Source organism: Microcoleus sp. MOSTC5 (genome assembly GCF_036701825.1).
Classification (GTDB): Bacteria; Cyanobacteriota; Cyanobacteriia; order Cyanobacteriales; family Microcoleaceae; genus Microcoleus; species Microcoleus asticus.
On the sequence record NZ_JAUBRK010000081.1, the window covers coordinates 1 to 15,825 of the forward strand.

Consider the following 15,825-nt stretch of genomic DNA (forward strand, 5'->3'; position numbering starts at 1 on the left):
TTTGTTAATTTCGACAATTTTCGAGCTCGACTATTAGCTGGCTTTTCTAATTAGTTTTTATTATCACCTCAAACCCAAAAGACCCTGGAACTTTTACAATATTTTGCAATATTAAGAATTGGCTAGGGGCAGCACTAAACGAGCCACAATTAAATTGTTTTCTAACATTTCTAAAGACAAGTTTCCCCCCATTAAGCGTACTGCTCGCTGACAAATTAAGAGATTTTGCACGATCGACCTATTTGCAGAAACGCCTAATATATCGGGCCCGGAACCGCCGTTGAAGGCAGCAATTAACTGTCGATCGCACGCGCCGCTATCAATGACAGACAATTCTAGCAAACCTTCCCGCAACAACTGAGAGCGAATCTCAATCTTGTCACCAACTCCAGAGCGCCTGCAAGCAGCAGCCAGCAATTCGCACAGGATCAAATCCAGCTTCATGCTGTCCCCGCGAACGCTCAAAGTCTGGCCCGCAGGCATCGACACAGCAGTTTCTCTGTGCACTTCCAGCAAGACTTCCGACTGTTTGATCAGGGGGGCAGTTCGATCGAGCGATCGCCTCAGCCAAGCGCTCACAGGCACCGCATCTTGTGCGAATTGCAGCCGCCACTGTTCCTGTTTCAGCAGCAAATGAGTTGACCCCAAAGCATTGCCAATGTGCCGCAAAACCTGTTGGTAGCGCAAAGTTTTCAAAGCATCCTTTTGCTCCTTCCCCGACTGCAAAATCGACTGGCTCAAATCCCCCAACTCCTTCACCCCCGCTCCCACAGTGCGGTAAAAGTCCTCAAAACGGCGCTGTTTGTACCAGTTGAGCAGCTCCAGATCGAATCGGTGCGACTCCTCGGCCGATTGCACCGCCAAATACCTGCGCCACCAAGCCAACTGAGACGCCATCGAGCTGAGTAAACTCACCGACAACTCCGACCACTGGCGGCCCGGAGCGTCTGCAGCCACCACAATGCCCGCCGGAGCGTGTTCTGGGGCCGTCCGCAGCGCCACCGTCATCATCTCGCCAATTCCCGGACTGCGCAGCCACCGCTTCGTCGCCAGTTGCAGTTGGCTCGTGCTCTGTTGCAGCACCCCGCTAGCAGCCAGGGTTTGTTGGATCAAGGCATCTGTTTTGACAGGAATCACCGCCTCGGGATTGAGGGCAAATACGGGATTGGCAGCTAGCGCCGTCGCAATTGAACCTTCCTCCTGACCTGGATTCCAAGTAATTACGGCTACTAAAGGACAGGAAAGTGTCTGGGAAACGTGTTGAGCAAAGTTACGATCGAGCTTTTGTAGCGGCAACTCTGGGAACATCGTCGGTGAAGCAGCAGATATCGGTTGCTCAGATTGCTCTTCAGGAGAATGCTGCAAAACCGCCAAACCCGATTTGAGCAATCGCTCAAATTGCTGATATTTGTCGATTTCCGAACTCTGCTGCCAGGAGTGCAGGATCAATCCTAGCTGTTGGCTCACTAACCGAACTAATTCTTGCTCAGCTCGCCTCCAAGTGCGAGTTGCACTGTGCCCGACAACCAGCAAACCCTCGATCGATTTTCGGCGATCGATTTTCGATTTTAAATTCGGGTGTTCTCCGTCTTTATTTTTCCTCCGAGTGCTTGATGCCAAAAGCGATCGCACCCCCGCCTCCGCTAGCACTTCCCGCCAAGCCCCCAACCGCCCGTCTTCTTCCCAATTTTCAATAGCCAGAGGTGCGCTTTCTTGCAACAGCCCCACGTCTGCCGCGTCGAGGGCGTTGAGCGGCGACGGCACTGCCCTGCGGTTGCGGGGCAGATTTTGGCAGACAATCTCAAAGCGATTTTGTTCTTCGCCGTACAGCAGCAGCAAAAAGTATTCGCATTTGAGCCGCCCGCACAACTGCTCGGCGGTATTTTTCAAAGTCGCCTCCCAGTCAGCATCGCTGTAGATGGCGCGAGCTATTCCCGCAGTTAAATCTCGATCGATCTCAGTTTGCTGAATTTTCTCCTCCATCTCCGACACAGGAGCCGTCAGAGCCACTAACCGCGCCACTCCCTGCAGGTAATGTTTTTCATTTTCTTGCCAAATCCGGGGCTCGCCGGCTTCGACTGCCAAAAATCCCAACAATTCCCCTTCTGAAACAATCGGGGCAGCCAACAGAGAGCGAGCGCGGATTTGCTGCATCAACCGCCCCGTCAGCTCAGTTTTCAGAGAACTTTGAGATTCACCGATCCAAACCATTTCTTCCCTGCCCAAAGCCTGATAAAATTCGCCCAAGTCTTGGACGGTGATGCCCGAAGCCGCTCGGCCCGGCCCGCCCAAACCCGGAGCAACTTCGCGGTTGCTGACTCGGCGCCAAAAATAGCGCCGCTCTCGCTCGAACCAATAAACATTGGTGCGCGTCGGCTGGATAAATTCATGTGCTTGTTCGACAACCGCTTGCAAGTATTGGTCGAGCGATCGCAGTTCCCCCAACTGCGAAATCAGCGCTAAAAGAGACTCGTCTGGGTGTTTGACTTGTTGTCGCTGCCAGTCTTTTTCTATTTGGTAAAGAGCAGTTGCGAGCGCTCCAAATACGATCCCCAACTGCGTTTTTTCTCCCGACTTTGGCGACGCTCCCCACACGTCAGTCCCGAGCAAAATCACACCGTAGCAGCGGTCTTTGTAGCGGAGGGGAAACAGAGTCGTGCCTTGAATATTGAAAGTTTGAGCTGCTTTGCGCCATTCTCCGGCTCTGTTTTCCGATCGCAAATCCGGGACTCCCACCGGCCGGAGCTGAATCACCACTTGTTCCAGCAAATCCCCTGGGCTGAGGGCAAACCGCTGTTTGAGAAAAGACTGGTCGCCGTTAGGAGTCATGCCACCTTTCCCCAACAATCTGTGGGCCTGTCGATCGTACAACCCGATCCAAATCAACCCCCAGTCAAATTCCGTTTGCAAGTAACCGAGTGTGGTCGAAAGTAGCACTTCAACATTCTCCTCTTCTCGGAGAGTCTGGAGAACGCGTTCGAGGGTCGCGATTTGTTCGTCTAAATCCTTCGGTCTTTGCTGCTGCCCCATTTCCAAGCTTCCCCGCACCTTTGTCTAATTTAAAATTACCAACTTAAAAATTAAAAAATTCAAATGGAAAAGAATCAACTTATAATATAATCGTCTCACTTATCCTTGAATCTCAAACATTGAATAAAGTCGATCGAAGTTGAAGTAAAAACTTCGCCTTTGCTGCCTGCTCGTGAATATTGTTATTTCCCTTCTCCTTTCTAATTTGTAAATTGCCCCAGTACAAATCATTGGATATTTATCAATCAGGTGTAAGGCCGCTGTTGTTTTCCGTATTGAAAACAGATGCCGAGTGGCTGCACAACCGCACTCTCCAAGTTCTCGAACTCGCAGCCAGAACCCAGTCAAACCCCGCAACCAGCCAAATGCTCTCCCGATTGCAGAAATCTTTGGGAGTCCAAGATTCTCGCCTCGAACAATCTTTGTGGGGACTGAGCTTTAAAAATCCTGTCGGCTTGGCTGCGGGATTTGATAAAAATGGCGTAGCTGCTGACATTTGGGCAAATTTTGGCTTTGGCTTTGCCGAACTTGGCACTGTCACTTGTCAACCGCAGCCGGGAAACCCCCAACCTCGCTTGTTCCGCTTGACGGACGACAGTGCAGCCCTCAACCGCATGGGATTTAACAATCAAGGAGCCGCGGCAATGGCAGCCCGGTTTGAGGCTGCACAGAAACAGTCCCCATTCGATGCCTCGCGCCCCATGCCTAAGTCTCCGTTCCCCTTGGGCATCAATCTCGGTAAATCTAAGGTAACACCGTTAGAGGAGGCAGCAGCGGACTATTTGAAGAGTTTTAAGCTGCTGAAAGATTGGGGCGACTATTTTGTAGTCAACGTTTCATCTCCGAATACGCCGGGGTTGCGATCGCTCCAAGATGCTGCGGGACTTAGCACGATTTTGGAAATTTTGCAACAAGAAAATCGCGGAAGCAAGCCAATTTTAGTTAAGATTGCGCCGGATTTGGAACCCGAGGCGATCGCATCAATCCTCGACTTAGCAAAAACCTACCAACTAGCAGGAATTATCGCCACAAATACCACCATCCGCCGCGACGGATTGAAAACACAAATATTGCGAGAAACAGGCAAACCAATCGCCGAAGAAGCCGGGGGAATTAGCGGGCTTCCAGTGCGGGAGCGATCGACAGAAGTAATCCGATTTATCTGGCAATATACAAAAGGCGAATTACCCATAATTGGAGTTGGCGGCATTTTCACCGCCGAAGATGCTTGGGAAAAAATAGCTGCAGGTGCGAGTTTAATTCAAGTCTACACCGGTTGGGTTTACGAAGGGCCTTGGATGGTGCGTCGGATTCTCCAAGGTTTGTTGCAAAAGTTAGAAGAACGCGGATTTAGTTCTATTTCTGAGGCAGTAGGTTCGGACAATCAATAGACATAGGAGTGAAAAGCAAGTCTTGGGCAGGCAGGATGCCTGCCCCACAAAAAGTGTTGAAGAAGTCTAATAAATTCTTGCAGCAGGATTTACGCACCGACTCTAATATCCATGAGTTCACCCAGAATCTGACTCACAGTGCGATCGCTAAAAAAACTATCAGGCAACACCATACCAACAGTTCCCTAACATTAATACTACCAGAAATCTTTTGTTTTCGATCTGTTTCAATTAGTCTTACATCAAAAGTAAATCGGCGCTCAAAATCTTCAATAATCTTAACAACTCGATTTATCTAACACGCATCTAATCAAATATTTCCGCTAATTTCAAAGCATTAACTTGAGCTTGAGCTTTATGCAGCGACTCCTGCCATTCCCTTTCCGGATCGCTATCAGCAACAATCCCCGCACCCACTTGTCCCCAAACAACTCCCCCGATCGTACCGTCACTTTTTGGTGCATATAAAAGGGTGCGAATCAAAATATTTAAATCCAGGTTGCCGCGCCAGTCCAAATAACCGCAGGAACCGTAAAATAAATTGCGCTTCACAGGTTCCAATTCTTCGATGATTTCCAGACAGCGCACTTTCGGACAACCTGTAATCGTACCGCCCGGAAAAACCCCTCGAATTAAGTCTATCGCGTCGCAATCTCGTCTTAATGTACCGATAACATTACTGACGAGGTGCATCACGTGACTGTAGCGTTCAATCGTCAGAAATTCGTTAACTTTTACCGAGCCCCATTCACAGACCCTCCCGATATCGTTGCGCTCTAAGTCAACTAACATAATATGTTCGGCTCTTTCTTTGATATTCTCTATTAATTCCTGTGCTAACTGCTCATCTTGAATGCAGGTTAAACCTCGCGGTCTCGTTCCCGCGATCGGTCTAGTATCCACTTTTTTTCCTAATAATTGAACGAGTCTTTCCGGCGAACAACTAACTATCGCCCCCCACGAAGTTTGCCAATAACTTGCAAAAGGCGAAGGATTGATCCGTTGCAAAGCGCGGTAAATTGACCAACTACTGCAATCTGTACGGGCTTCAAACCGCAAAGATAAATTCGCCTGAAAAATATCGCCCGCATGAATATACTTCTGAGCTTTTCGCACTATTTCTTTATACTCATTCTGAGACAATTGGAAAATAGGAGTAGCGGAATTTTGGTGATAATTTTCGGGTAAATTATTCTGGATTATTTCTCGATCGGTTTGCTCTAATTGATGCTGCATAACGTCGAGTTGAGAAGGTTGACTCGCAGCCAACCAGAGAATTTGCGTTTGACGGTCTAAAACCGCAAAAGATTCTGGTTCGTACCAACAGCTAACCGGGAAAGGAAGCGGATCGGTATTGAGTTGGGGCAGGTGTTCGATTTCCCATGCTAAATCATAACCTAGCCATCCCAACCAACCCCCACTAAAAGGAATTTCCGGCGGTACATTCACTGCTAAATTTTGCTTTTGAGAGTCCAAAAGAGCGCGTAAAAAAGGTAAAATTTCACCGACTGGCGGTGTCCATAGCTGAGATTGACCGTCAATTATCCGGGGAGAACCTGCACAAATAGAATATCGTGCCAATTTAGTAGAAGATGTAACTGGGCTTTCTAGCAGAACGGCCATATCGCGGGGTAAACAATCCGATATTGAGCCTGCACTGTCGGCGGTTTTACCGAGAAATAAATTTTGAAAAATCTCAGATCCGCTGCGCTGATTTAGGGGAAGCTTTCGCCAATGCCAAGGTTGTATTTGTTTCATAATAGATTGCACTATGGTTAACACTTTCAGGACTTACGCAACGAGTCAATTCTGTAGTAATGTTCACAGTTCGCACCCTACTAAAAATGATTGAAAGCGTTATCTCAGCCATTACTTACAACTTTCCAAACATCTCTGTTTGCATCTTTTTTGAGGCGTATCCAACCCCTAACAGAGTTAATGAGAAATAGAGTTTGGCTACTGTGCAAATCCTCTAAGGTAATTAATTGTTCTCTGATTTTTCCCTCCTCTAAAAGTTGAGAACGAAACGTCCCCGGTAATAAACCGCACTTGACGGGAGGTGTGATTAGACCTGCGGGTGTATCGATCGCAATATTGGCGATCGTAGATTCGGTGATAACTCCATCTTGATTCCACAGAAAGACATCCTGATATTCGGGCTGCGACTCCAAAGCCATTGTATAAGGCAATCGGTAAGTTGTCTTGTGGTAAAGAAATGGGCTTTGAGAATCGATCGGTTTGCGGGCAATTCCCACAGATGCACCGATGTGTAAGATACCGCTATCTAGTGTCTGAGCTTGTAATGTTATGTTTCCCTTACAAGATATTGTTAACCGTATTTTTTGTTTGACTGAACCGCAAGTCATACTTAATGCTTGTAAAGCTTTGCTTGCTTCTGTTAGCGATAGGGGGAAATTAAAATAATCAGCCGATCGCTCTAATCTTTGAAGATGTCTGTCTAGCAAAAAATAGCCGTTTTTGGGTTCCCATAAAAGTGATTCCAGCAATTCAAACTTTGGCTGTTGTTGAATCATATTTGTCAATATAATGTAACTCAGGTAACTTGACAATTTTTAGACCCGCGAAGCGGTCTGTTTGTGTAATTATATAGGAAGTTAACTTGAATTTATGTTGCCTAAGTCCTTTATATTTCAATGGCGCCTTGCCATCCGGCTATTAATATTAACCTCAGTGCTCACACCTCTAGCCCTCAACTACTACGTCAGGCTAGTTACAAGCAACTACCTGCGCACCGATGTAGCTAAGGTTCCCGCCGAACCAATTGCCATTGTTTTTGGTGCCGGAGTTTGGGAAGACGGCACTCCAAGCCCAATGTTAGCCGATCGAGTGCAAGCAGCCGTCGATTTGTACAAAGCAGGGCGAACGGGCAAACTTTTGATGACAGGAGACAATAGCAGCGCCGATTACAACGAAGTCAAAGCAATGCAGGAGTACGCCGAAGCACAGGGCGTACCGATTAATAATATCATTCTCGATTATGCCGGATTTAGCACCTATGAAAGTTGCTACCGGGCGAAAGAGATTTTTGGCATAACGAAAGCTGTTTTAGTTACCCAAAACTTTCACTTAGCCCGCGCTGTTTATACCTGCCGCCAGTTGGGCGTAGAGGCGATCGGCTTAGGAACGCCGGATTGGGGCAAATTCCCCCAAAATAGCATGATTCGGTACAGTTTCCGCGAATTTCTGGCAGTCCTCAAAGCGCTTTGGGAAGTGCGCGTTACCCGTCCAGAACCGACTTTTTTGGGGCCGTTTGAAGGAATTAAAGAAAAATTATGAGTGCTCTGTTGAAGACTTTAGTCCTTAAAGCAAGGACTAAAGTTGTCACTAAAAACGGGTTTTCTTACAACTAACCGGACATCATCTAAGTCCGGGAGTTGTAAGTTTTGAGTTAAACAAAAGTTCCGACACAACTCACAAATCATAACTCGCTCGTTGCGGTAGCGATCCATAACTTACTCGCGTTTGGAAAGCCCCGCCAGCGACCAAGTTAGGCTCACCATCATTAAGCGGCCTAGAGCCTTCAAACGGTCTTCGGCGTTATTTTCAATCGCTTGAGACAGAGTTTCAGACTTAACATTTATCGAGAATTCTTCAGCAGTTTCTGCTGGTTTTTCCAACTGAGGTTGGTCAGAAGATGTCTCAAGTCTGACTTGTGGCTGCTGATTTTTTTCTTTGGTCATTTTCTGAGTCACCTCCTGGAGTTATTGCATACATAACCCTTAATACAAATGTAATTTATTTGTCTCCGGGATTTGGGGAGTCAAGTTTTCCTTACCAGACAATCGCATTTAGCAACAAACTTAAAAGTTTTGATTTCAGTTGTTAGCTATCTTAAATAGCACTTAGCCAATTTTCCTCAGAAAGCCGCTTTATTCACAGATAGGTCGTCTTTCACCAATTTTTTGTAATAAACGGGATTTCTGAGCCTAAGTCCTGTTAAATTCAAAACTCACGCACTACTACCGATGATGCACATCACTAAATTGTTATATTTACTTAACAGTAATATTTCCGAGTTTCTGATACAGTAATATTTCCGAGGTGCTGATATTGTTAAAGCTTAACAATTAATTTTGCTCGGATTGATCTCAATCTGAAAGCAAGTGTCTGGAAATTATTAACAAACAGAAGGTGTAGAGCCGATGGCAATTTATGTTGATACTGCAATTGTAGCGGAAGCCGCACGGGCGAGCAAGTTCGGATGGATAGCGGGAATTACTACTAATCCGACACTTTTGGCAAAAAGCGAGTTATCTCCTGAGGTGACTCTCAAACAACTGGCACAACTGATTCCTGGGGAAGTGTATTATCAGCTAATGGCATCTGATTTTGATGGCATGGTAGCAGAAGGAAAAGCTGCTTTTGAGTCGATCGGGCAGCAAACAGTTTTGAAAGTTCCAGCAACGGCGGCGGGTTTCCAAGCAGTAGCGCATTTGTCACCGTCCATTCCTTGCGCGGTGACGGCGATATACAGCGCATCACAAGCAGTTGTCTCAGCAGAAGCGGGAGCTAAATATGCGATCGCCTACGTGAATCGCGCCACCCGACTCCTAGGAGACGGTTTTGCCTTAGTGCGGGATATGGCTAATGTGTTGCAGACAACTAATACTGAGATTTTGGCAGCTAGCATTAAATCGCCGGAAGAAGCAGTAAAGACTTTATTAGCTGGCGCCCATCATTTGACATTGCCTTTTGACGTTTTGCAAGCAATGACTGTTCACGAACTTTCGCAGCAAACTGTTGATGAATTTGCCAAAAACGGGCGGGGGATTTTGGGATAATACCAAATTTATTTGCATAACGTCTTGATTATGTGAACATTGAAAATTGCGAATTGGTAATGGGTAATTGGTATGGGTTTTGAATAACTCTTATCAAATAGGGTAACATCCGAATGATACCGAGCTTGGGGGCGTCCGGCTCTTGATGAGAACTCGCGAGCAGGACGCTAGATTGCAGGGTATAATTCCGAGTCAGCGTATTTGATAGGACTGATGAGTGATGACTGCTAACTAAAGACTATTGATACCAGTCAAAAAAAAGAACGCCAGTGTAAGTCCATGCTTCAAACCTATACAAAATAAGCCATTACCACTTCTTTAATCAAAAATCAAAAATCAAAAATAGCAGGACTATGGCATTCGCCAAATCTTAATAGTGCGATCGGGACTGCCACTCACAAAAGTCTTGCTATCTCTGGCAATAGCAACAGAACTCACAAACTGACTGTGACCAGAAAGAGTGCTTCTTTCTTTTCCCGTCTTCAAATCCCAAACTATAATATCTCCGCCCCCGCCGATCAAAGTGCGGCTGTCCGGGCTAAAGGCGATCGTCCTCACCCAGCTCGAATGCCCTTTAAAAGTGCGGGTGCGCTTCCCGTCTTGCACGTTCGACAAACGGATCGTATTGTCGGTGCTAGCACTAGCCACACTTTGCCCGTTCGGGCTAAAAGCCACAGCATTAACCGGGCCCCCGTGACCTGTGATAATTCTTCTAACTTCTCCGGTGCCGAGATTCCACAAACGCAGAGTCTTGTCATCGCTGCCGCTAGCGAGAGTTTTACCGTCCCGGCTCAAAGCGATCGCGTTTACTCCTCCGGCATGGCCGCTCAAAGTCCGCAACCTGCTGCCGGTGCTGACATTCCACAAGCGAATAGTTTTGTCATCGCTGCCGCTAGCGAGAGTTTTACCGTCCCCGCTAAAAGCGATCGCGTTAACGACGGCTTTGTGAGCGGGAATCGTCCGCATCCGCCGCCCCGTCTTCAAATCCCAGAGAATCACATTATTATCGCCGCCGCCGCTGGCGAAAATCGAGCTGTTCGGGCTCACCGCCAGCGTGTTGACCGATTTTTTAGAATGCACCGAATTGAGAGTCCGCACCAGGCGTCCCGTCCTCACATTCCAAATTCTAATCGTCCCAAAGCTTGCGCTGACCAAAGTTTGACCGTCAGGCGACAGGGCGATCGCATTTACACTGCCGACATTATCCAAACTTCTTTGCAAAAACTGGCTGCTAGGCAAACTAGAAAGCAGCCACACCGGGTTAGCTGGAAACACCCCGTAACGCAGCGAACCGTAAATTTGAGACGCACCAATACCCAGCATCAAAACAGCCGTGCCGGCGAGCAACTTATTTTTCCAATCAAAAACCTTTTCGGCGGGCTTCTTCAAGACCGAATTCAGAGGTCTGAGGCGGTTCATGGAATTCTGCTTCGTCGCCCCAGACGCCCCGGAAGTTGCGCGAAGTTTAGTTTGCCCCGTCGCCGGCAACTGAGTCGGCAACTGACTTTCCGCACCGTCGAGTTTAATTTCCTCCAAGCACTGCAAAACCATCTGCGGACTTTGAGGTCGATTTCCCGGAAAAGGCGCCATCAGGTAATCGATCACATTAGCCACGGGGTCGGAAACCTGAGGAGCTCCTTTGCGCCACATTAATCTGCCCGTGCGCGGGTTTTCTGGAAACGCAGTCGGCGGCTTCCCAGTCAGCAAATAAACAAAAGTGCGACCCAGAGCAAAAAAATCCGACTGCGGAACAGCCTTGCCATTAGTTTGTTCCGGCGGCGTGTAGCCGGGGGAAACAATACCAGTCACATTTTGCCCCTGGCCCACCTTAGCGAAATAAGTCGCCGACACTTCCCGAGCAGTCCCGAAGTCAATCAGCACTAACTGCCCGTTCGGCTTGCACATAATATTGTGCGGCTTGATATCCCGATGGAAATAGTTGAGACGGTGAACTTGGTCTAAAATTTCCGACAGTTGTTTGAGCCAGTTCACAGCTTGTTCTTGACTGATCGGGCGACCCCGATGTTTCAGCCAGTCTTGCAAATTGGCCCCAGCAATTTTCTCCATCACCAGACAGTGAAAAGACTCTGTGCTGTGAGCTGGCGTAAATATAAAATAACCGTCGCGATCGACTTTTGGAATACCTGGATGTCTTAGCCTGACCAATACGTCGGCTTCTTGCTTAAAAAGTTCTACAGCTTTGGGATGTTCTTTGAGTAAGACTTTGAGCACTCTTCGAGCGCCGTTGTCGTCCACTTCAAATGTTCTGCCAAAGCCGCCGCCTCCGAGAGGTGCGACTAGCCGATATCGACCTTGCAACAAAAGTTCTGACCCGCAGTGGATACACGCGGATTTGCCAGAGTTGGCTGGATCGGAGGGATTCGGGCATTTGGGATTGAGGCAATAACTCACAGAAGCCACATAACCCTGATTGAGGTTGCTCTATCAAGTTTTACTTTGACACTGCTATACAAAACTTGGCTAAGCTTTATTTTTGCTTCACCATTCAACTAGAAGTATTTTCTAGAGGGTCTGATTCCTGCTTCTGCCAAGGGAGTCGGCTCTTACTTGTCCACAGGCGTAAATTCGGGTGGAGCAGCACCCTATTTTTCAAATGAGTACAACTATTTATTGTGGAAGCTTTTAGCCATTGTTTAACCATTATTTTCAACCAATTTAACGAATCGTGGTATCCCGTTCGACCTTTTTATAGGCTGGTCAGTTTTAAATCGACCCTCGTTTACTCTCCCAGAAAATTTTTGCTGCAGATTTTAGGCATTATGAGAATGTTGCACATAACTGCGTTTCTGTCAATATGCTGGCCATAATTCGCTATGAGCAAGTTTAATAAAGTATTAAGCGATTAGATTAACCTCTGCGCACTCTTGGTGACTGAGATTTTTGGTTGAGCTTGCGTCACTTGCTTGCGACTGGATTACTCCAGGCAAAGTAGAGGTGTCTGTTCTAAGAGCGTTAATTTCGGTAGGGCATACCGTATTTGAGTAGTCCTCTTTAATCTAGTTCGGTTTTTGTTCAAATACGAGTTTTCCTAGACGGCAACACCGTGTTTGTGTGACTACGTACTCAACAACCTAGTTAAGTTTTTACGTTGTCTAGTTATACTCAATTTTAAACTTATGACGATCGTAGCACACCTAGTACAAGACTCATGAGCATTCTTGATTGAAATCTTGCAGCGTCGCTGAAGTCAAGCGAGGCTTTAGTCTCGCTTGACTTCAGCATCCCGTGTTTTTCTCTAACCTGTGGCACTGCGATCTCGCGATCGGGTTGAGGCCAAAGGTTTTGTTGTTTGTCACAGCCGATCGATGTCAAACATCCCTGATGACAGCAGATAATTTACAAAAAGACCAGAACTAATAACTCAGAGCAGCCACATTTCAATTGTACGATCGCAACAACCACTCTCGAAAAAAGAAGTGAGAGTGGGGGAGTGCGAGAGTGGGGGAGTGAGAGAGTGGGAAAACCCGCCTTCTGCCGAATGCCTTCTTTCCTCTTCCCTCTTCGTTCCCCATAAGAAAGCCTGTTAAACAAGTCCCTCAATTACTGGATGGAAGTAGAACGCCAGCGCCAAAACCGTATAAGCTGCCAACAGCAAAGTACCTTCGAGCCAGTTAGAGTTGCCGTCTGAACTGATAGAATTGGCGATCAGCACCGACACCGCAACCGCTACAAGTTCAAACGGGTTGAAATTCAAGTCCATCGGTTTGCCCAACACAAAACCTGCCAAAACCAACACCGGGGCAACAAACAAAGCAATTTGCAAACTCGAACCCACTGCCACAGAAACCGACAAATCCATTTTATTTTTCATCGCCACCGTCACCGCCGTCGTGTGTTCGGCCGCATTGCCAATAATCGGCACTAAAATCACCCCGGTAAACAGTGATGTCAGCCCCAAACTCGCCGTCGCTTCTTCCAGAGTACCCACCAACAGTTCCGACTCGACAGCTACCATCAGGGTACAGGCTAACAGCACCCCAATCCACAGCGGCAGATTGACTTTGTGGTCTGGACTGTCTGGTGCTAAGTTACTTTCGGCTAATTCTTCAAGCATTTCTATTTCTGCCACCCCTGCATCGTAGAGATAACTGTGGGTTTTCATCGAAAACAGCAGCGTCAGCACGTAGACGACAATCAGCACTACAGCAACAGCGCTAGAGAGGTTCTGCATAGTTGCCGGAGGGATGCCAATAGAGGTGGCATTAACTGCCGTCGGCACCAAAATGGCAATCACGGCTAAGTTCATCGCTGAAGCATTCAACCGGGCGACTGTCGGCTGAAAATCTTGTTCTTTGTAGCGCAAGCCGCCCAGCAGCATCGCCAATCCCATCACCAGCAGCAGGTTGCTCATAATTGAACCAGTGATGCTGGCCTTGACAACATCTATTAGTCCGGCGTTGAGTGCGACGATGCCAATAATCAGTTCCGTAGCATTTCCGAAGGTAGCGTTCAGCAAACCCCCCAAATTGGCACCGAGGACGACGGCGATTTCTTCGGTGGCCGTCCCCATCCACGCGGCTAGGGGGATGATGGCTAAAGCCGAGGTGACGAAGATTGTGGAGGGTTCCCAGCCGAGAAAGTGTCCGGCGATGGAAACCGGGATAAATAACAGCAGGCTGGAAATTATTGTATTTGTGTTTAGCATTTAGATTCTCAAAAGCTGCCAACCGTCAATCATAGCCTGCCATAAAGTTTAAGAATGGGGGAGGGTTCGATATTTGGGTGTTGGCTTAAAGCTGGGGGTGGAGGATCGAGCGATCGCTGCATTGCGGCTTTCACGGATGTGACAAACTAAGAGAGGGATTTGTTTAGCCGATCGGTTCAATGGATTTTTGTATTCGATTAGCTTCCTTAGAAGACATTCCTAAGCTGACAACTTTAATTCCTGATTCTGCTAGAGCTTTGCAAGCAGGCTACTATAGTTCAGAGCAGATTGAAGGCGCACTGGGGATAGTTTTTGGGGTTGATACTCAACTGATTCTAGACCAAACATACTTTGTTGCTCAGAACAATAACCAAACAATTGTCGGTTGCGGTGGTTGGAGTAAGCGTAAAACGCTTTATGGAGGTGATTCAGGCAAAAATAATCCAGAAGACAGCCTGCTCAACCCAGACAGCGACTCGGCAAAGATTCGTGCATTCTTTGTTCATCCAGCATGGGCACGTGGAGGAATTGGAAGTCAGATTATGCGAGTATGTGAACTGGCTGCTGAGCGTGCTGGATTGAAGGAAGTTGAGATGATTGCGACGCTGGTGGGAGAGCCATTTTACACAAAATTTGACTATTAGGTGATTGAGCGGTTTTAAATTTCTCTCCCAAACAGTCAGATCCTCCCCGCTGCCCGTATGTTTAAGAGCTTTGGGCTCAGTTCCTCCCCGCTGTCGGTATGTTTAAGAGCTTTGGCGCAGCCCATAAAATATGAGGCATAATAAAATCAGTTTCGCTTAAATCCGATGGTAAATCAATGAGAGGACAAAAAAAGCAAATAATTATCAGCCATGTCAATAAAAGTAGATTTTTTCAAAGTAGAAGTCGTCCCGCACGATCCCAATTGGCGCAGCGCCTTTGAAACTGAGTCGAAACTGATTGCAATTGCACTTAGGGACAATGTGGTTGCTATACATCACATTGGTAGCACAGCCATTCCACAAATTCATGCAAAGCCGATCATCGATATGTTAGTTGATGAGGTAAAAGATATTCTTAAACTCGATACACAGAGTTCAGAAATAGAGGCATTAGGTTATCAAGCAATGGGTGAGTTTGGGATATCCGGTCGTCGTTTTTTTCGCAAGGGTAATGAAGCAGGGATTAGAACCCACCATATTCACAGTTTTGAAGTTGGTTCACCGCAGATAGAGCGCCACTTAGCGTTTCGAGATTATATGATTACCCATTCTGAAGCCGCGCAGGAATACAGCGAACTAAAAAGAAAACTTGCCCAAAAATACCCTGATAATATTCACGCGTACATGGACGGAAAAGATGGGTTCATTAAAGAAATCGATCTGAAAGCGGCAAAGTGGCGGCGAGCATCTCATTAAAATTATGATATGGGAAGTGGCAATTCTTGATGTTAAGCCTAATATGACTGGAGCAACATAACATATGAGTGATATCGGTCTCACACACATCGCACTGCCGGTTTCTGATGTCGATCGCACTATCGAATTCTACTCTAAGTATGCTGGAATGCAGGTCGTTCACCGCCGCATTGATGCCAAAGCAGGTGTTGCTGTGGTCTGGCTTTCTGACCGCACTCGCCCTTTTGTAATTGTGCTAATTCAAACAGACTCCGTACATCCGGTTCTGTCTCCCTTGGCACACCTGGGAGTAGGTTGCAAAAGCCGCGAATCTATGGACGAACTCTGCGAGAAAGCACGTCAAGAAGGCGTACTGCTTGAGGAACCAAAAGATGCTGGATATCCGATCGGCTACTGGGCTTTTTTGCGAGACCCGGACGGTCACACGCTGGAACTATCATACGGGCAAGAAATCGGCTTTACAGTGGAGAAAGCTACTTAAAGTTATAATAAACAAATCGCCCTCCAAACCCGATCGTCTCTCATCTGGAAATAGA

The 15,825-nt window shown here is 47.2% G+C and carries 12 protein-coding genes; 6 read left to right on the forward strand and 6 right to left on the reverse strand.

Annotation, left to right across the window (positions count from 1 at the left end):
- Window positions 1-111 precede the first annotated feature (111 nt).
- Window positions 112-3,030 (reverse strand): GAF domain-containing protein, encoded by a 2,919-nt coding sequence (locus QUA54_RS30025; RefSeq protein ID WP_333418190.1) that lies wholly within the window; start codon window positions 3,028-3,030, stop codon window positions 112-114.
- Window positions 3,031-3,260: 230 nt separating this feature from the next.
- Between QUA54_RS30025 and QUA54_RS30030 the strand changes: the two genes are divergently transcribed.
- Window positions 3,261-4,421: a quinone-dependent dihydroorotate dehydrogenase gene (locus QUA54_RS30030; protein WP_333418235.1), complete on the forward strand. Its 1,161-nt coding sequence runs from the start codon at window positions 3,261-3,263 to the stop codon at window positions 4,419-4,421.
- A gap of 306 nt (window positions 4,422-4,727) precedes the next feature.
- Here the strand turns inward: QUA54_RS30030 and QUA54_RS30035 are convergent, their stop codons facing one another.
- Both QUA54_RS30035 and QUA54_RS30040 read right to left on the reverse strand, forming a co-directional pair.
- Entirely contained in the window at window positions 4,728-6,179 is a 1,452-nt protein-coding gene (locus QUA54_RS30035) for an anthranilate synthase component I (protein ID WP_333418192.1), read from the reverse strand.
- Window positions 6,180-6,283: 104 nt separating this feature from the next.
- The gene (locus QUA54_RS30040; protein WP_333418194.1) at window positions 6,284-6,955 is read right to left on the reverse strand and encodes an aminotransferase class IV; all 672 of its coding nucleotides are present in this window, start codon (window positions 6,953-6,955) and stop codon (window positions 6,284-6,286) included.
- 94 nt (window positions 6,956-7,049) lie between these two features.
- Between QUA54_RS30040 and QUA54_RS30045 the strand changes: the two genes are divergently transcribed.
- Complete coding sequence (locus QUA54_RS30045; protein WP_333418195.1) at window positions 7,050-7,718, forward strand: ElyC/SanA/YdcF family protein; 669 nt, start codon at window positions 7,050-7,052, stop codon at window positions 7,716-7,718.
- 176 nt (window positions 7,719-7,894) lie between these two features.
- On the opposite strand, the gene QUA54_RS30050 is transcribed toward QUA54_RS30045, so the two are convergent.
- Window positions 7,895-8,122 (reverse strand): hypothetical protein, encoded by a 228-nt coding sequence (locus tag QUA54_RS30050; RefSeq protein ID WP_333418197.1) that lies wholly within the window; start codon window positions 8,120-8,122, stop codon window positions 7,895-7,897.
- Window positions 8,123-8,584: 462 nt separating this feature from the next.
- Between QUA54_RS30050 and QUA54_RS30055 the strand changes: the two genes are divergently transcribed.
- On the forward strand, window positions 8,585-9,223 hold the full coding sequence (locus QUA54_RS30055; RefSeq protein ID WP_333418199.1) for a transaldolase family protein: 639 nt from the start codon (window positions 8,585-8,587) through the stop codon (window positions 9,221-9,223).
- Window positions 9,224-9,574: 351 nt separating this feature from the next.
- Here the strand turns inward: QUA54_RS30055 and QUA54_RS30060 are convergent, their stop codons facing one another.
- Together QUA54_RS30060 and cax are read right to left on the reverse strand one after the other, a co-directional pair.
- Window positions 9,575-11,644, reverse strand: a complete 2,070-nt coding sequence (locus tag QUA54_RS30060) for a serine/threonine-protein kinase (RefSeq protein ID WP_333418201.1) — start codon at window positions 11,642-11,644, stop codon at window positions 9,575-9,577.
- 1,123 nt (window positions 11,645-12,767) lie between these two features.
- On the reverse strand, window positions 12,768-13,889 hold the full coding sequence (gene cax, locus QUA54_RS30065) for a calcium/proton exchanger (RefSeq protein WP_333167531.1): 1,122 nt from the start codon (window positions 13,887-13,889) through the stop codon (window positions 12,768-12,770).
- 179 nt (window positions 13,890-14,068) lie between these two features.
- Here cax and QUA54_RS30070 point away from each other — a divergent pair, with 179 nt between their 5' ends.
- The 3 genes from QUA54_RS30070 to QUA54_RS30080 all read left to right on the forward strand — a co-directional run bounded on the left by QUA54_RS30070 (window position 14,069) and on the right by QUA54_RS30080 (window position 15,770).
- Entirely contained in the window at window positions 14,069-14,533 is a 465-nt protein-coding gene (locus tag QUA54_RS30070; protein WP_333418203.1) for a GNAT family N-acetyltransferase, read from the forward strand.
- Window positions 14,534-14,743: 210 nt separating this feature from the next.
- A complete protein-coding gene (locus QUA54_RS30075) occupies window positions 14,744-15,289 on the forward strand; it encodes a GrpB family protein (RefSeq protein WP_333418205.1) in 546 nt (181 codons plus the stop codon).
- 64 nt (window positions 15,290-15,353) lie between these two features.
- Entirely contained in the window at window positions 15,354-15,770 is a 417-nt protein-coding gene (locus tag QUA54_RS30080) for a VOC family protein (RefSeq protein ID WP_333418207.1), read from the forward strand.
- Window positions 15,771-15,825 lie beyond the last annotated feature (55 nt).